Consider the following 18,146-nt stretch of genomic DNA (forward strand, 5'->3'; position numbering starts at 1 on the left):
AGAAATAAAAAAGCGGCAGAAAATCCTGCCGTTTTTTTGATAGTATAAAGCATGGTTTGTGCTAACCGTAGAACTTACGACGTTGGAATTGAATTTTTGTTTTCGCCGGTATGCTGAATTTCTCTCCAGTTGTGTGCCTCTTTAAATAGGCTAACAACCTGCAACGGAATCCATGATGCCATAAAAATGGGAAACAATAAGATTGCGGCATACATTTTTTTGGGAATGGCTTTTTTGTCTTGATAATAACAGAGAAAGGCTGCTAATAAGCACATGAAAACGTAATAAAATACGAAATAAGCCCCCATTACCTGGAAAAAGTTTATGACTCCCTCTCTACCATCCAAAACTGCCGCAAGAAAAGTAAGGCTAATGGGGATCACAGAAAAGGCTTGGGCAAAGGTACCCAAGAGGAACATTGTAAAGTCGGCGGCATATGCCCAATTAGGTTTGGTCAAGCGTTTGACTAAGGCCTTAAAGTGCAATTTTCCTACCTGCATGATGCCACTACACCATCTATGTCGTTGAAATAAAGATACACAAAAGGAAGTAGGCTGTTCATCATAAGTGATGGCCTCAGGAACCCACCAAACCCGCTCACCAATTAAAGCACATTGGGCGGAGAATTCAGCGTCTTCTGCTATGGTTATAGTGTTCCATCCTCCTAGCTTTTCGAACACATCTTTATGAACAGCAAAGCCGGTACCAACTAATTTCGCGGAAAGACCACAGGCACCACGAGCTTTGTTAAAAAATAAGTGAAAAAGATTGAAGTAGATATTATAACATCCCGAAATCCATGAGGCTTGGGCATTACTTGCAAGTAGACGGCCTTTCACCACCTTTGCGCCAGCATCAAAGGCATCGTTTATTTTAAGAAGATAGTCTGACTTTACAATATTATCGGAATCGAATACACAAAAAGCATCGTATCCTTTTTTGTTTAGTTGCATCAATGCTTGATGTAAGGCATCCCCTTTACATTTGACTGGGAAGGGACATTGGATGATACCAGCGCCATAAGCCTTAGCGACGCCCTCCGTATTATCACTACAATTATTTGGGATAACAAAAATGTCAAACAGTTCAGGTGGGTATTCTTGTTTTTGAATACTTTCTATAAAGTTTCCAATTACGGCTTGCTCATTTCTAGCCGCAGTTAAAACTGCAAAGCGACGCAACTTTTTTGCTGGAGGGTACTGAACCTCCTTTTTCAATGCAAAGCAGGCAATTCCTCCAAAATATAAACTAATAAGTTTCAGAAGGACGCCTATGATAACTGCTACCCAAAGTAACTCCTCCACTTCTCAAACCACCTTTCAAATTGCTACAAATTTTTATTGTCTTCAACAAATATAAAGTATATATTTTAAGAAGAACTTAATAAAAATCTTAATAATAGCGAAAAAATAAATCTTAAAGGAAAATTAAAATTTTTGCTGATGGATTCTTAAGGCCTATTTTATACAATGATTTTACAGAATGACGGAGGTGTACGGTATGTACAATATTTTAATTTGTGACGATGAGAAGGATATCGTCTCTGCGCTATCAATTTATCTTTCTACGGAAAATTATAAAATTTTTACTGCATATACAGGCAAAGAAGCCTTGCAGGTGGTTGAGAATAATGATATTCACTTGATTTTGATGGATATAATGATGCCTCAAATGGATGGTATTTCTGCAACTGCAAAATTGAGGGAGTCTTCTAATATTCCAATTATTTTGCTGACGGCTAAGAGTGAAGACAGTGATAAAATCCTGGGGCTAAATATCGGCGCAGACGACTATATAACCAAACCTTTCAATCCCATAGAAGTAATGGCACGGGTACGCTCTCAATTAAGAAGGTATACTTCCTTAGGTGGTATGACCAAAAAAGCTTCCCACTTAGTGATTGGAGGAATTGATTTAGACGATGAATCCAAAACGGTTACGGTTGATGGCGAGCCCGTTTCCCTAACCCCCAGTGAATATAACATTCTTAAACTTCTTATGGAAAATCCAGGGCGGGTTTTTTCATCAACACAAATTTACGAGCTGATTTGGAATGAAGATGCCTATGGCTCTGGAAGTGTTGTAGCTGTACACATTCGTCATCTGCGTGAAAAAATAGAAATCAATCCTTCAGAACCCCGTTATTTAAAAGTGGTTTGGGGGCTTGGCTACAAAATCGAAAAGGAGGCTAAAGAATGACAAAGGTGACCCATAATCTTGGGTTTAAAGTTCTGGCTCTATTCCTTGTGGTAATTTCCGCAGTATCAGGTTTTATTAGTGTTTCCGCAGTGATTTTGGGGGGAGAGAGTGGTTTTTACAGCGATAATCCTCGTTCCTACTATGATACACCATGGTGCGATATGACAACCAATCAATATGTTCAAAGGGTTTTAGAAATGTACAAGTATGACCCTGTACAATTGGAGCAGTGGATTACAAGTGAGGATACAAACTTTGGGTTTGAAATTTTTGATGATGATGGAAATAAGATTAGGCAGGGAAAAGTACCTGAGCAGGTGGGACTAACCAAAGTATATTCATTTCGCGTTTATGAGCAATACGACACAAATGGAGAATGGCTAAGCTACGATGAGCCAATTGATATTCAATTAAAAGCTTATGTGCAAAGTCCGCTGACGGCTTCAGATGATTATTGGTTGACCCATCAGCTGTATGAAATGGCATTTAACCTTAGAATGTGGATGGTGGTTTTGGCTTTAGTCAGCTTGCTGATATTTTTTGCTTCGTTGATTTATCTATTATGTGCTGCAGGGCATAGAGGAAACTCAGAGGTGATTGTTCCAAACCTGCAAGATCGTATTCCGTTGGAAATATACCTAGGGCTGGTTATGATGTTGGCTTCCATCCCTGCAGTGGGACTGCATGCCATTTATCCTTTTAACAGCTTTGCTGATATTGTTTTAATATTAGCAGCTTTGATTTATTATGCCGCACTGGGGATTGCAATGCTGATGACAGCTACAACTCGGTTGAAATTGGGCAAATGGTGGAGAAATTCACTCATGTATTGGTTCTTCCATATTGGTTGGAAGTTTATTGCGGCAATTTTTACAACTTTTGGAGATGCCATGACTGCGTTGCCTCTGACTTGGAAAGTAGCAGTGACTTGGTTTGTGGTTTCTTGCTTTTATTTTGCAAATTCCTATAATAGTGGGGCTGTTTTTTTGGTCAACTGCATTATTATGGTATTTGTTCTTTCTATGGCATCGCAGCTTCAGAAGCTGAAAAAAGGCGGAGAACAGTTAGCCAGTGGAAATTTGGAATATAAGGTGGATACAGCTAGGATGTTTCGAACCTTTCGACGACATGGCAATAATTTAAATAGTCTTTCCAAGGGTGCATTAATTGCTATGGAACAAAAGATAAAAAGTGAGAGGTTAAAAACGGAATTAATTACAAACGTGTCCCACGACATTAAGACCCCCTTGACTTCTATTATTAACTATGTAGGCTTGTTAAGGAAAGAGGAACTATCTGGACAAGCACAAGATTATTTAGAAGTTTTGGATCGTCAGTCCAGGAGGTTGAAAAAGCTAACGGAGGACTTAGTTGAGGCTTCTAAAGCATCAACTGGTAATATCTCTGCAAATTTGACCCCAACGGATCTTTGTGAATTGGTGCACCAGGCAGTGGCAGAGTATGAAGAAAAACTTGAAAAATCAAGCTTAGAGGTTGTGATCTCTACAAAAGATGAACCTGTTTTTGGTTTGGTGGATGGAAATTTAACATGGCGAGTGTTGAGCAACCTTTTGAGTAATGCCTGTAAGTATTCTCAAACGGGAACCAGAGTCTATGTGGAAATTTCAAGAAAAGGAAAATTTGCCATGATAGCCATGAAAAATATTTCTAGGGAACAATTGAATATTGCGCCTGATGAATTAATGGAACGATTTGTTCGAGGTGATAGTTCTCGTTCTACGGAAGGAAGCGGCTTAGGGCTTAATATTGCCCGGAGTTTGGTGGAGCTTCAGAAAGGCAAGTTTAACCTATCTATTGACGGTGATTTATTTAAGGCGTTTGTTCAATTTCCTTTGGCAAAAGCGCCTAGTCCCCATGCTCCTGAGGATGAGGAACAGCCTGCCGATATTCAAAAAAACCCAGAAGATATGAAAGAGGAAAATTTAGAATAGCATAAAACCCCATTGGTACCAGATGGTTACCGATGGGGTTTTTATGTGAAAGAAGTTATTCAAAAATATAGGGTTAAAAAGGTATCCCATTGACGATACCTTCTTTTGTTGGGAATTAGAAATAGGTCTCTCTTTCCCACAGAACCACTCCGCCAGATTGGAAGGATTTTTTTACATCAATAATACGTTGGTTCTGACTACCGCAATAGAGAAGTTCTAAAGAGCGTTGGTCTTTTAGAAAAGGCCCATCAATTAAGACATCTATCTGCTGTAGGAGTTGCATGACATCTGGGTTGGCTGTTTTCAAAAGTTGTTCCCAAAGATAACCGGTGTATACCCACACGTTTAAGCCTAATTTTATTGCTTTTTCAGCGATTTGTTTACAGGCAAGGGGTTGATCCAAAGGCTCACCACCTGAAAGTGTAACGCCATCTAAAAGGGGATTTTCTGCCAGAGCGGCAACAATCAAGTCCGTTTCACCTACATAGCCACCAAGTGGATCGTGGGTCTGTGGGTTATGGCAGCCTGGGCAGTGGTGAGGACAACCTTGGGTAAAGACGGTAAGCCGGATTCCTGGTCCATCGACGATTGAATCATTCACTACACCGCTAAGTCTAATTTGCATAGAATCAGCCTTTCTTTGCATTCACTTTTACTTCTGCCACAACGGAGTGCTTAACTCTATCCTGCACCTCGGCGCGTTTTGCGTTGTTAAAGCGGTCTAAGGTACCAACCAGATAACCAGTAATACGGCGAATCCGCTGGAATCCTACCTCGCCATCATCCTCTTTTCTGCCGCATTTAGGGCATGTATCACCAATGATACCGTTATATCCACAAATAGGATCACGGTCAATGGGGTGGTTGATGGAACCATAACCAATATTTTGAGATTTCATATAACGGATAATTTTTTCAAAAGCATCCAAGTTTGTGCTTGGGTCGCCATCTAGCTCAACATATGTAATATGCCCTGCATTGGTAAGCGTATGATAGGGTGCTTCAAGCTGAATTTTTTTATAGGCACTGATAGGGTAGTATACAGGAATGTGGAAGCTGTTTGTATAGTACTCCTTATCTGTTACGCCTTCAATGACTCCAAATCTTGCTCGATCCATACGTATGAATCTGCCAGAAAGACCTTCTGCAGGAGTTGCAAGGAGTGTGAAGTTCATGCCTGTATTTTTAGAGTGCTCATCCATACGGTTGCGCATATGGCTAATAATATCAATGCCCAAATTTTGGGCAATTTCGCTTTCGCCATGGTGCACACCAATGAGTGCTTTTAGTGTTTCTGCCAAACCAATAAAGCCCATGGACAGTGTTCCGTGCTTAAGGACTTCTCTTACCTCCTCATTTTGTGCCAATTTCTCGCTATCAATCCAAACCCCTTCGCCCATTAAAAACGGATAATTATGTACTTTTTTCTTAGCCTGAATTTCAAAGCGCTCTGTGAGCTGAGAAATAACTAAGTCAATTTTGCTGTCCAATTCTTTAAAGAACCAATCAATATTCTTATTGGCAAGAATGGCTATGCGGGGCAAATTGATACTAGTAAAGCTTAAGTTACCTCGACCTGGGGTGATTTCCCTGTCACTATCATGGACATTTGCCATAACCCTAGTTCTACATCCCATATAAGCTATTTCGGTATCAGGATCTCCTTCTTTATAATATTTTAGATTATAGGGCGCATCCTGGAAGGAGAAGTTGGGGAACAAACGCTTTGCACTTACACGGCAAGCCAGTTTGAATAGGTCGTAGTTTGGTTCACCAGGATTAAAGTTAATACCATCTTTCACACGGAAAATTTGGATAGGGAAAATTGCTGTTTCACCATTTCCCAAGCCGGCCTCGGTGACTAAAAGCATATTTTTCATAACCATGCGAGCCTCTGTGGAGGTGTCCATACCATAATTTACAGAGGAAAAAGGGGTTTGTGCCCCTGCACGGCTATGCATTGTATTTAAGTTGTGAAGTAGGGCTTCCATGGCCTGATAAGTTGCCTTATCTGTTTCTTCCATTGCTTTTTTTGTAGAAAAATCTTTCGCTTTTTTATAGATTTCAGGGTTTACCCCTTCTTGTAAAAGCATTTCCCTTTCTGCTTTGTCGAAGACAGGGTTAGCATCGAGAGTCGGGAATAATCCTTTTTCTTTCAGTTTATCGAAAACATCTTTCGCAACCTTACCCATTTTGGGATCATCCATTACTTCTAGTAGGGATGACAGGTTGGAGTAATAGCGTTTTTTATAAGTTTTTGCTACACCTGGCGCCAGCCCACGGTCAAAATTAGAGATAGACTGACCGCCATGCTGGTCATTCTGGTTTGACTGAATCGCAATACAGGCCAATGATGCATAGCTTGCAATATCATTTGGTTCTCTTAATACGCCGTGACCTGTAGAAAAGCCGCCTTTAAATAATTTAAGCAAATCAATTTGGCAACAGGTTGTTGTAAGGGTATAAAAGTCTAAGTCATGAATATGTATGTCTCCGTTTCTGTGTGCTTCAGAATGGGCTGGATTTAGCACATAGGACTCATAAAAGTGCTTTGCACCCTCAGAACCGTATTTTAACATAGAACCCATAGCGGTATTGCCATCTATGTTTGCATTCTCTCTTTTTATATCACTGTCGTTGGCATCTTTATAGGTGATGTCCTCAAAGGTTTTCATTAATCTATCGTTCATGTTGCGCACGCGGGTGCGCTCAGCACGATATAAAATATAGGCTTTTGCAGTACGAACATAACCATGATCAATGAGTACTTTTTCAACCATGTCTTGAATTTGCTCCACAGTAGGAGAGATGACGCCCTCTTGTGCAAAACTTTGGGAAACTTCCTGGGCCAGATTTAGACAAGTTCCAAAATCCTTTGAGCCTACCGTTGCTTGAAAAGCTTTTTCAATGGCGTTGGCGATTTTGTTTAGGTCAAAATAGGCGGTTCTGCCATCGCGTTTTGTAATGGTTGTGATCATATGTGTATGCTCCCTTCATATTTTTATCTGCTTTCGTTCTTTTTTATTAAGCCATAAAGGCCATAACATTTTTGAAAAGAATTGATAAAAACACAATATATAGTTTTTTAATATTTTGTTTTCAGTACATATTGTAGTCTTTTCTAAATCCGACGTCAAGGAATTTTATTAAAAAAATGATTTTTGGCTAATATCACAATGGGCTGGCATAAACTGGTATAAATGTAATGGAAAGGGGAGACAAAATTCATGAAATGGGAACGATTTTCTTGTTTGAAAGAGAAAGAGGTTATCAATATTTGTGATGGTAAACGCTTGGGTTTTGTTTGTGACTTAGAAATTGATACACAGTCTGGTAAAATTTGCACATTGATTATTCCTGAAGATGGTGGTAAGTGGAATTTTTTTTGCAAAGAACAGGCATATTTTGTACCATGGAGGTGTATTAAGCGCATTGGAGATGATATAATTTTGGTAGAGGTAGATGCCTCAGAAGTTTTGGTAACAGATGAATGAAACCTTGACCAACAGGGGGTTCTTACCGTATAATTGTACATAAAAGGGTAAGAATATTGACTAAGGGGGATACCATTTTGAAATGTCCTTTTTGCGGCTATGCAGATACAAAAGTAATTGATTCAAGAGGGCAGGATGACAATGCAGTCATTCGTCGCCGTCGTCTTTGTGAAAGTTGTGGAAAACGGTTTACAACATATGAAAGAATTGACATGATCCCCATTACTGTAATTAAAAGAGACGGGACAAGGGAGATTTTTGACAAATCTAAGTTAGTTGGCGGTATCATGAAGTCTTGTAACAAGAGACCTGTCACAGCTAAGCAGATTGAAGAGCTGGTGGATGATGTGGAAAACACACTGATTGGTAGCGGTGAAAGGGAAGTTGAAAGCAAAACCATAGGCACCATGGTTATGGATCGCCTAAAGGAATTAGACGAAGTTGCATATGTTCGTTTTGCATCTGTATATCGTCAATTTAAAGATATTAATACATTTATTGATGAGCTTGAAAGAATGCTTAGTGAAAAGCGTGGTAATCTATAATCGGGTTAATGCACATAGTATTAGGAAGTCCCTTTGGGTTTTTAACTCGGAGGGAACTTTTTTATTGGATGAACAGTTTCACTATGGAGGGATAAGATGGAACAAAAGGTAAAAGCATTATTTGCTTGGCGTACAGCAGGCGAAAAAACAGCAAAGCATTTTGGCCAAAAATACGAGGCTGCAGGCATGGAGGTAACTCTTCATGGAGAAGCTGCCCGAGAAGAACTGAATTTGATTGGTAAAGATAAGGAAATTACTCATATATTGTATTTTTTAGACCATGAAAGGTTGCTTTTGGTTAGTCTCACTGATGAAATGGGGGGCTTTACGGTGGAGATTTCCGTAGGGGATTTGGTATTACCTTGCTAAACTTGTCCGGAATTTCCCGAGTTTTGTATGATTAAGAAAGAAAAAAGAATAAATATAGACAGGCAATATTTTACAAAATACCTCATAGGATAAAAATGTAAGCAAAACATATTTACTTAAGGAGGTATTTTAGTATGAGTGGATTTGGTTGTGGTTGTGGTAATGATAGTTCTTGGTTATGGATCATTATTTTGCTGTGCTGCTGTGGCGGAAACAACTTAGGTGGCAACAGTTGTGGCTGTGGCGGAAATGAAAGTTCTTGGTTATGGATTTTAATCTTACTTTGCTGCTGTGGTGGCGGATGCGGCAACCAGCTTAACAACTGTGGTACTTGCTAATTTCCAGTATGCAAAGGGCGCATGTTTTAGGCGCAAATGGTGTATCAAGTAGTTTATACAGTGGAGTATTGGTTTGAAGCAAAAAAACAAATCTGTTATCTTTGCTGTATATAGGAAAAAGTTTGTTGTACTAGGCTTTTTCCAAAGGTATAGATTCTGTCTCCACCTTAGGGCTTTCCCGATTTATGGGGAAGCCTTTCTTTTTTTGCGAGCGAAAAAGAAGGCATTTCTGGCATCCTTCCTTTACAATAAAGGAAATAGTGGTATTGAAAGGAGATTTTTATGATGTTAGAGCTAAATTTAAGAAAAGACGAGCGCTGCAAAGTGCTAATTGAATATTGTAAATCTTATTTCTTAGAAAGGGCTTATGAACTGGATAATCAGTTTTATAGTGCCTTTTATGTGCAGTGTGCAGAAAGCACAGCGGCGGATGCATATGAAACTTTTTTAGAAATGCCTATGGAGCATAACTATTTTAGGAGTAATCTACATCGTTTGGATGAAACGGTAATGGTGCGTTTTTTTAAATTGGTTGCCATATATCATACCATACGTGTGGTACGCAGGCGAAAGAAAGATTTGACATGGGATAGTATGAAAGAGGCAATGTTTTGGGTTTATGATTTGGATGAAAGTGAAAAAGAGATGGCAGAAATTTTGCAAAGGTGTGCTTTTATCTATCAAGGGGGATTTCAAGATTTATTTATAAAAACAACAGCTAGATATATTTTTGGTGACAAGGTTTTATCTGCATTTTCATTCGCTTTCATCGGGAATTTCTGGTATAATTCATACAGTAGCTTTATGGGATCGTTTACCGGATATGTTCCTTTTCATGTTCGTATGGACCGAGCCATGGGGCAATGAATGATGGAGGTTGAGAACCCATGGGTGAAAGCAGATGGACAAACGAGCAATTACAGGCAATTGAGGCAAGAGGCTGTGATCTTTTGGTTTCAGCTGCCGCGGGGAGCGGAAAAACAGCTGTTCTTGTAGAACGAATTATTCGGCGGATTACAACGGATACACCCCCCGCGGATATTGATCGATTATTGGTGGTAACCTTTACAAGTGCGGCGGCTTCTGAGATGAGTCAAAGAATAGGAACGGCCATTGTGAGGAAACTGGAACTAGAGCCTGATAATTTGCATTTGCAAAATCAGCTTACGCTCCTAGCCCGTGCTGATATTAAAACCATACATTCATTCTGCCTACAAATCATTCGTGAGTATTATCATTTATTAGATATAGATCCCGCGGTAAGAACGGGAGACCCTGCAGAGGTAAAGCTTTTGCAGCAGGAAGTGCTAGACGATTACTTTGAGGAGCTTTATCAAGAACAAGAGAATAACACATTTTTTATGTTGTTAGAGACTTTTGGAGAGGATACTGGGGACAGTAGGCTTAAGGATTTGGTTTTACAGCTTTATACCTTTGCCCAGGGGTACTCGGAACCATTAGAATTGTTAGAGGAAATGGCGGAGCAATTTAATTTGCGTGAAGATGAGACCGTGGATTCCTGTGTGTGGATTTCTTTCATTCGCCAAGGCATCAAAGATCATGTTGCTTATGCAAGAAATCTTTTGGAAAAGGCAATGAAACTGGCTTCTTCAACCTCAGGTTTTGAGGCTTATTTAGAGTGTTTGGAAAAAGAGTCCCAAGCAATGGAGGAATTGGAAGAAGCATTGATAAATGGATATGCTCAGTGGCACATGGCATATGTTCACACGGACTTTCCCAGGCTACCTGCCTACCGGGGGGAAGATAAGGAGCTGGCAGAACAGATTAAGGTGCTTCGCAATGAGGCAAAGGATCTGCGAAACAAACTGGGGGAAACCTATTTTTGTTTTGGAGAGGAGCGACAGGGCCAGTTTATACGTTCCTTATATCCAGTTGCCAAGGGCTTAGCTGAAGTTGTTAGAGGCTTTATCGTCCGCTTTGGCGAAGCAAAAAAAGAGAAGCTCATGATCGATTTTCATGATTATGAGCATTTTTGTATGCAAATTTTAGTGGAAAAAGGTAGCACAGTTGACCATGTGATCCCCACTATGGCTGCCAAAGAAATCCAAAAACGCTATGATGAAATTATGATTGATGAATACCAGGATAGCAATATGGTTCAGGAGATGATTCTAGCGGCTGTATCAGGGCAGGGGAATGGGAACAACAACCGATTTATGGTTGGGGATGTAAAACAAAGTATTTATAGGTTTAGGTTGGCAATGCCCCAGATTTTCAATTCAAAATACTTGACTTATCCGATAAAACAGGGTGACAAATCTCGTAAGATTATTCTCTCCAAAAACTTTAGAAGCCGTGAGAATGTGCTGGATGGAGTGAACTTTTTATTTCGCCAACTAATGTCGTTGGAGTTTGGCGATGTAGACTATAACGATGAAACTGCGTTATATCCAGGAGCTGTTTTTACAAAGACCCAGAAGCTTCATGGTGGTGAAAATGAAGTTATTTTGGTTGAAAGTGATAGTCTGCTTGACGAAGAAATGGACGAACTGGAAGATTTAAATCGTCGTCAGTTGGAGGCCATGGCTATTGCCAGCAAAATTAAGGAACTTATGGAATCGGGTTATTGTGTGGTCGATAAGGAAAGCGGAGAATATCGTCCCGTAGAATATGGGGATATTGCTATTTTGTTGCGCAGTATGAAGAATTGGGGCGCAGTGTTAGACGATACATTTGGACAAGAGGGGATTCCATATTATGCAGAAACGGCAGAGGGATATTATGATGTAGCGGAAGTGGATACGGTTTTAAACTTACTAAGGCTCTTGGACAATCCTAGGCAGGATATTCCCTTGCTCTCGGTTCTTCACTCTCCGTTGTATGGGCTGTCTGCTGATGACTTGATGCAGATGCGATTGACAGGGGGTAATGGGCTTTTTTTTGACTGTATTGAAGGGTATTTGTCTCAGGGGAAAGATGGAGAATTGAAGGATAAGCTTCTTCATTTTAGTAAGGACCTGGCAAAGTGGCGTAAACAAGTAAAAGAATTAACACTTCATGAGCTATTGCGCTATCTGTATGAGGAAAGCGGCTATTATGATTACGTGGGAATGACGGCCGGTGGCGGTTTACGTCAAGCAAACCTAAGGCTGCTATTAGAAAAGGCTGAACAATTTGAAAAGGGGAGTCACAAAGGACTGTTTTACTTTGTCCGATATGTGGAAGATATAAAGACCGCCCAGGCGGAGTCATCCTCGGCAAAGTTGCAAGGTGAGGCAGCAAACGTAGTGCGCGTGATGACCATTCATAAAAGCAAGGGCTTAGAATTCCCAGTTGTTTTTGTTGCCGATACAGGTAAGCAGTTTAACGAAATGGATATAAGAAGTACGGTCTTGACCCATCAACAGTGGGGATTTGGTATGGATTATAAGGATTTGGAGAGCAGAGCAGTGTATCGTACGTTGTCAAAAACGGCCTTGGCTGAGGCAATCCGACTAGAAAATCTGTCGGAGGAATTAAGGGTGCTTTATGTTGCATTAACCAGAGCCAAGGAAAAGCTGATTTTAACGGGAGCCGTTAAGGACTTGGAAAAGTCCATTAAAAAATGGGGTGTAGTGGCTGATACCAACCAGGGGCGGTTATCTGTATTTCGTTTGAGGAGAAGTAAAAACTATTTGGACTGGATAATGCCTGCACTACTACGCCATCCCCTTGCAAAGGAAATTCGAGATCAATATGAACTTTCCCATGACATTTCAAATAAATTATTTTCTCAAGAATCATCTTCATGGACGTTTACGTTTAAAAGCAGAGGTGACCTTCTACTGCAGGTGGTAGAGGAGAAGGCGGAGTTAGAGGCACAAGAGAATTACTTTGCTTCTTGGGATACAGAAGAGGATTATAGTGGCAAAAAGTCAGAAATTCAGCGCTTGTTAGAATGGCAGTATCCCCATTTTGCAGCCACAGATCTGCCATCAAAGATTTCTATTTCAGAAGTAAAGCGGAAGTATATAGAAGAAATCACAGGTGAGAGGGATATGCCTGTCATAGATTTAAAGCTTCCTAAAATTATTAAGGAAGAAATTCCATTAACACCAGCGGAAATTGGTACGGCGATGCATGCAGTTTTGGAAAGTGCTAATTTGCGAATGGAGTATGACGAGATAAAGCTGAACGGTCTAATAAATATGTTGCTTGAAAAGGGCAAGCTTTCTGAAAAAGAGGTCACGGCATTAAGGAAGGAAGAGTTGCTAGGATTTTTTACATCCCCTTTGGCAAAACGTATTAGAGAAAGCGATGCAATGGAAAAAGAGCGTCCGTTCGCAATGCTAATGGCGGCAAAAGATCTGCATATGGGCAAAGAGTATAAAGATGTAGACGATACAATATTAATAAATGGAATTATCGACTGCTATTTTATAGAAGGAGATAATATTGTTTTGGTTGACTATAAGAGTGATAGGCTTTTTCAAGAAGATGCTTTTCGTAAACGTTATGAAATTCAGCTAAAGCTTTATCAGGTTGCCTTAGAGCGATCTTTGAGCAAAAAGGTGACAGAAGTATATATTTATTCTTTAGCCATGGGAAAAGAGATTTTGCTATAAGAGAGGAGTACCTATGTCTTATTTGTGGATTATTATTGCTGGGGTAAGCTGGGGCTTAATTGGCATCTTTACGAAAGCAATTACCGCCTTAGGCTTCACAGAGATGGAGATGTTATTTGTAAAAGGGGTAGTGAGTACAATTTTTTTAGCTGTACTACTTCTAATAAAAGACCGCCAAAGCTTTCAACTGAAGGAGAAGAAGGATATTTTTAACTTTGTTGGTACGGGGATTTTAAGCTTTACTTTTTTTAGTTGGTGCTATATGAAAGCAATCAACCTAACAAGCGTTGGTGTGGCAGCAGTATTGCTTTATACAGCGCCAACTATAGTCATGCTCCTTTCAATTGTTTTGTTTCAAGAGAAAATGACAAAGAAAAAAATTTTGGTTTTAGTAATGACACTATGTGGGTGTGGGTTGGTAACGGGAATTTTAGAAGGAGGATTTGCCTTAACGCCAGTGGGTTTTTTGTTTGGTATGGGATCTTCTATTGGCTATGCATTATATAGCATTTTTGGTACATTTGCGCTACGCAGGGGCTATAACTCCATGACGGTTTCATTCTATACATTTTTGACGGCTTCAATATGTATGGCTTTTTGTGTAAATCCTATTTATGTGGTTCAAGAGATTACTAGGAAAGGGCAGTGGCCTCTATCCATTACCTTTGCCCTGATGACAACGGTTTTGCCATACCTATGCTATACCAAGGGTTTAAGTTGTTTGCCTGCAAGCAAGGCATCGGTTACAGCCACAATCGAGCCTGTGGTAGCCGCTGTGTTAGGCATTTTAGTGTTTCAGGAAAGTATTACTTTTTCAAAAATCGGTGGTATCATCTTGGTGGTTGGGGCTGTTATCCTCATGAACTTTGGTAAACTGCCAGAGGTAGTAGAAGTGGTTGAAGTTGAAGATCAACGGGAAGCATAAAAAAAAGATGGCTTAGCCATCTTTTTTTATTGATAATCCATTGGATCTTGATAAACACCATTTAAACTTACCTCATAATGGCAGTGGATACCAGTAGATTGACCAGTTGAACCAGTAGTTGCAATGGTATCTCCTTTTTTCACAATATCCCCAGCTGTTACTAGGTTTTCCGTGTTATGGGCGTAACGAGTTGTAAAACCGTTGCCATGATCGATGACTACATAGTAGCCAAATTCATTGTGGTATGATGATTCAATAACCGTTCCTGCTGCAGTTGCGGTAATAGGAAGAATCCTACTGCGAGTTGAAATATCAATTCCCTTATGGACTCTGCCATCGCTGATGGAGGAAAGGCCATTTGGATTAAATTTTGTGGATAAAATACCATTTACAGGCATTCCACTTGGGATATCGCTGTAAGCGGATAATGTTTCGGTCACATTGGTTGCAACTTCCGAAAAAGAAGTTCCGGTTTCACTTAGCCTTGAATCGATGCGCTCTAACTGTGCCGCTAAGGATGTAACCTTATTGAAAGATGTGGTTACAATAGGTGTAAAGCTAGGCGTCGCGGGTTGGGATTCCACAAAGCAACTTGCCACTGCATTATAGATTTCAGTAGAAGCGCTATCACTTGTACTAATATTGTTAAGCTGATCATTCAAGTTGTTCTTCATACTTTCCAATTCATTGATTTTTTGTTCTAACTCTGCTGCTTTGTTTTGCAAATCTTCAATGTTTTGGGTGTAGTCGTTATTCTCATTTTGCAATGCTTTTGAGTTCTGCTCAAGTTTACGATTTGTTCTCTCGATTTGTTGCAACTCCTGTTGGGAAGCCATCAAATCATTTTTCGCACTTAGGTAGGAACCTAAGCTAATGCCGCAGCTACCAATCAATACGCAGGCTGCTATGCAAATTGCCAATGTATGCCCTTTTTTTAAGTGAATTGATTTTTGGTTCCCTTTATGGGAAATGTGAAGGGATATAAAGTGTTTTGAACTTTCACTCTTTACTTTATTCTGTATAGATATGCTTTCATTGGGTTCCATGAAATTACCCTTTCTTATTAAATTTGTATGTTAGTATTATATTGTAAAACAAGGTAATTGTAAATAATTATTTCATTAAAAATTCAAATTTGTTAACAATTATTTAATAATTTGTGATTTGCTTTATTACAGAAACAAAATATGGTATTATGTGAAAGATTGATTGGGCATTTTTTTAGGTGGTTTTCTAGTAATTTTTGCACCTTTTATTATGATAAAAGAGAGAGAAAAAGGAATAATTCTTTTCATCACAAAGGCCCAATGTGTTTTTATGGTTTAAAAAGTGCGAAAAATACAGCTGATGATTTACTATAAGTAGCTGTGTATTCAAATACATTGAGCAGTTTATTAAAAAAATTACGGTGGAGGGGGTTTGCTATATGAACTTTGATCCAAAGGGAATGATTCAATATGGAAAAACAGGTCTTATGATGCTACGAGTAGGAAAAGGGGCTTTTTCTTTGCTTAGACAGCGTCTACATCAAAAACATAAAATAAAAAAATTACAAATGAAAAGAAATAAAAATAAAAGAAAACAACAACAAAAGAACGAGGGGTTTTTTTCTGCAATAAAGGGCGTAAAAATGCGGGCGAAAATTGGCCTTAAGGTATTATTTTTTATGAAAGAGAGATATCTATAATTTAAATTTGAAGGAGGTCTTTACGTTGGACGATAAAAGAAAAGAAGAGCAGGAGCTATCTGATGCTTTTGTGGACAAAGAAAAGAAAGATGGGGAAAACTTTGTGGATGAAAATAAAAAATATGTAGAAACAATGGGGATAAAACAAAACACATCAGAGGATAAACTTGAAAATGTGGATAATTCTGTGGAAATTGCAGAGAAGAACATAGAAAATCCTGTGGAAGCAACTGTGGAAACTGTGGATATTATGGATACTGATGGTGGAAACAGAACAAATGTTGTGGATGAAACTGTGGATAATGTGGATAAAATTGAAGATGCTGTGGAAAACAGTGATTTGCCTTCTAAAAATGAAGGTGGTGTTTGGTGGAAGGTTCTTTTAGGTTTAATTGCTTTTGTGGGATTTTTGGGCTACTGTTGGTATGCAACGGGCGGAGGGCTAACAAAATCTTCAGACATTGCCATTACCTATGCAAAAGACAACGGATTATATGTTTTTGACCTGAAGAACGATGCATATAAAGTAAACGACACAATTAGCAACGGTGGTGCCTACAACTACTATTACTCAGCATGGGGTGCCAGCGCATCAGAAGATAATGAGGATTTATATTATATTGCTGGAATTGATGCCGAAGGTATTGGTACCCTTTACTTCAAAGATTTGAAAAATAAAGATGCTGAACCAGTTTTAATTTCAGAAAATGTGAACCATTACATTAGCAGTGGAGATGGGAGTCGATGTGCTTACTTGGTTCAAAACAATGGTAAGGCGGATTTATATGTCTATCATGATGATCGAAGCCGAAAGGTGGCAGAGGATATTTTGCAGCTTAATGGCGCTTACGACCTAAGCAAAGATGGATCTTATGTGTTATACAAAAAGGGTAACACCGATGAAATGGCTCTTTATGTAAGTGCTGTTGCAACGGAAGAAGAACCAGTAAAGTTATCAGATAAAGTAGCGTTAAGTTTTATTGCAGAAAAAAATAATATTGCATACTACTTGGAACAGCAGGCAGATTCCTACTACCTTTATGAATATAACTTTAATGAGGAACCTACCTTGGTGGCAGAACAAGTGACCTATGTAGAATTAATGCCAAATGGTCAGGATGTTTTGTATTGTGCAATGAGGGCAGATGAAACCCCATTCACCCAGTTAATCGAAGATGACGTCACAGATATTTCTCAATATGATGAAAAGCGTCAGATCGCCATTGAAGAAATAAGAAGTAAAATGAAGGATGAAGAAAGCATGGAACCTATTTTTCAAGACTGCTATGTTTTAACTGCGGGAAGAAAAATGAAGATTCATGATACTGTGATTTCCGTAGCATCCTTACCAGGAGAAAGTGAATTCCTTGTTGGATATTCCATGGAATCACCAGCACCAGTCAAATTATCAGAAACCAACTCCTTTGATGAAGCAATGTATACTTACTATGCGAATTTAATGTATGGCGAAAAGGAAGTATTTATTGCAGATAAGGTTGGTAATGTGTATACTTTACAGGAAAAGAATGTGGTACCTACATCCATCCAAGTGTCTGGTGATGGAAAAAGTGTGGCTTATTATGTTCCAGATGAGACCACAGGTGCAAATGTATTAAAGAGTGAATCCCTTGACGGCAAGAAAGGGGCAATTGAGGTTCAAAAAGAAGTTGAGTTGATGGGCTTCCTAGGAGATAGCTCGGATTTGGTTTATTTCTATAATTACAATGGCGGTATGGGTAGTATTGGCGTATTAAAAGGTGATACTCCTACGGAAATTGATCAAAATACAACAGGTGTTTATTTCTCCGATGATAAAAAGGAAATTTATTACCTGGCTGATCCAAATACTACAACAGGCAATGGAACACTGATGAAGTATAATGGAAAAGAAATGAAGGAAATTGATAAAGATGTATTTAGCTTCCAGTATAAAGAGAATGGTAAGCTTGCTTATTTGAAGAACTATGACTTTGTGACGGGGCTTGGAGATTTATATTACTACGATGGCAAAACAACACGCTTCGTTGATTCTGGTGTGACAGCAATTTATATGTATTGAAAATGAGGTTGAG

The 18,146-nt window shown here is 39.2% G+C and carries 15 protein-coding genes; 11 read left to right on the forward strand and 4 right to left on the reverse strand.

The window, feature by feature from the left end; translation table 11 throughout:
• Positions 1–74: 74 nt before the first annotated feature.
• A complete protein-coding gene (locus ABVZ64_RS05335) occupies positions 75–1,304 on the reverse strand; it encodes a glycosyltransferase family 2 protein (protein WP_352400022.1) in 1,230 nt (409 codons plus the stop codon).
• Positions 1,305–1,500: 196 nt separating this feature from the next.
• Here ABVZ64_RS05335 and ABVZ64_RS05340 point away from each other — a divergent pair, with 196 nt between their 5' ends.
• Entirely contained in the window at positions 1,501–2,199 is a 699-nt protein-coding gene (locus ABVZ64_RS05340) for a response regulator transcription factor (RefSeq protein WP_313528158.1), read from the forward strand.
• Positions 2,196–4,151, forward strand: a complete 1,956-nt coding sequence (locus tag ABVZ64_RS05345; RefSeq protein ID WP_352400023.1) for a sensor histidine kinase — start codon at positions 2,196–2,198, stop codon at positions 4,149–4,151. Before ABVZ64_RS05340 ends, ABVZ64_RS05345 begins: the two co-directional genes overlap by 4 nt.
• 115 nt (positions 4,152–4,266) lie before the next feature.
• On the opposite strand, the gene nrdG is transcribed toward ABVZ64_RS05345, so the two are convergent.
• Both nrdG and ABVZ64_RS05355 read right to left on the reverse strand, forming a co-directional pair.
• The gene (gene nrdG, locus ABVZ64_RS05350) at positions 4,267–4,776 is read right to left on the reverse strand and encodes an anaerobic ribonucleoside-triphosphate reductase activating protein (RefSeq protein ID WP_352400024.1); all 510 of its coding nucleotides are present in this window, start codon (positions 4,774–4,776) and stop codon (positions 4,267–4,269) included.
• A 4-nt stretch (positions 4,777–4,780) separates the two neighbouring features.
• Positions 4,781–7,129, reverse strand: coding sequence for an anaerobic ribonucleoside triphosphate reductase (locus ABVZ64_RS05355; RefSeq protein ID WP_352400025.1), 2,349 nt, complete (start codon positions 7,127–7,129; stop codon positions 4,781–4,783).
• A 249-nt stretch (positions 7,130–7,378) separates the two neighbouring features.
• On the opposite strand from ABVZ64_RS05355, the gene ABVZ64_RS05360 reads away from it, so the two are divergent.
• From ABVZ64_RS05360 to ABVZ64_RS05390, 7 genes are all read left to right on the forward strand, one after another.
• Positions 7,379–7,645, forward strand: a complete 267-nt coding sequence (locus ABVZ64_RS05360; protein WP_313528150.1) for a YlmC/YmxH family sporulation protein — start codon at positions 7,379–7,381, stop codon at positions 7,643–7,645.
• Positions 7,646–7,722: 77 nt separating this feature from the next.
• Complete coding sequence (nrdR, locus tag ABVZ64_RS05365) at positions 7,723–8,190, forward strand: transcriptional regulator NrdR (protein ID WP_352400026.1); 468 nt, start codon at positions 7,723–7,725, stop codon at positions 8,188–8,190.
• Between the two features lie 96 nt (positions 8,191–8,286).
• Positions 8,287–8,559, forward strand: coding sequence for a hypothetical protein (locus ABVZ64_RS05370; protein WP_352400027.1), 273 nt, complete (start codon positions 8,287–8,289; stop codon positions 8,557–8,559).
• A 134-nt stretch (positions 8,560–8,693) separates the two neighbouring features.
• Positions 8,694–8,897, forward strand: coding sequence for a chorion class high-cysteine HCB protein 13 (locus ABVZ64_RS05375; RefSeq protein ID WP_352400028.1), 204 nt, complete (start codon positions 8,694–8,696; stop codon positions 8,895–8,897).
• Positions 8,898–9,179: 282 nt separating this feature from the next.
• Complete coding sequence (locus ABVZ64_RS05380; RefSeq protein ID WP_352400029.1) at positions 9,180–9,764, forward strand: hypothetical protein; 585 nt, start codon at positions 9,180–9,182, stop codon at positions 9,762–9,764.
• A gap of 20 nt (positions 9,765–9,784) precedes the next feature.
• Positions 9,785–13,462, forward strand: a complete 3,678-nt coding sequence (gene addA / locus ABVZ64_RS05385; RefSeq protein WP_352400030.1) for a helicase-exonuclease AddAB subunit AddA — start codon at positions 9,785–9,787, stop codon at positions 13,460–13,462.
• Positions 13,463–13,475: 13 nt separating this feature from the next.
• Complete coding sequence (locus ABVZ64_RS05390; RefSeq protein ID WP_352400031.1) at positions 13,476–14,387, forward strand: DMT family transporter; 912 nt, start codon at positions 13,476–13,478, stop codon at positions 14,385–14,387.
• A gap of 26 nt (positions 14,388–14,413) precedes the next feature.
• Here the strand turns inward: ABVZ64_RS05390 and ABVZ64_RS05395 are convergent, their stop codons facing one another.
• A complete protein-coding gene (locus ABVZ64_RS05395; protein ID WP_352400032.1) occupies positions 14,414–15,307 on the reverse strand; it encodes a M23 family metallopeptidase in 894 nt (297 codons plus the stop codon).
• Between the two features lie 506 nt (positions 15,308–15,813).
• Between ABVZ64_RS05395 and ABVZ64_RS05400 the strand changes: the two genes are divergently transcribed.
• Both ABVZ64_RS05400 and ABVZ64_RS05405 read left to right on the forward strand, forming a co-directional pair.
• The gene (locus tag ABVZ64_RS05400; RefSeq protein ID WP_352400033.1) at positions 15,814–16,074 is read left to right on the forward strand and encodes a hypothetical protein; all 261 of its coding nucleotides are present in this window, start codon (positions 15,814–15,816) and stop codon (positions 16,072–16,074) included.
• 25 nt (positions 16,075–16,099) lie between these two features.
• The gene (locus ABVZ64_RS05405; protein WP_352400034.1) at positions 16,100–18,133 is read left to right on the forward strand and encodes a TolB family protein; all 2,034 of its coding nucleotides are present in this window, start codon (positions 16,100–16,102) and stop codon (positions 18,131–18,133) included.
• Positions 18,134–18,146: the final 13 nt, after the last annotated feature.

The organism is Anaerotignum sp., from assembly GCF_040307045.1.
Lineage (GTDB): Bacteria > Bacillota > Clostridia > Lachnospirales > Anaerotignaceae > Chakrabartyella.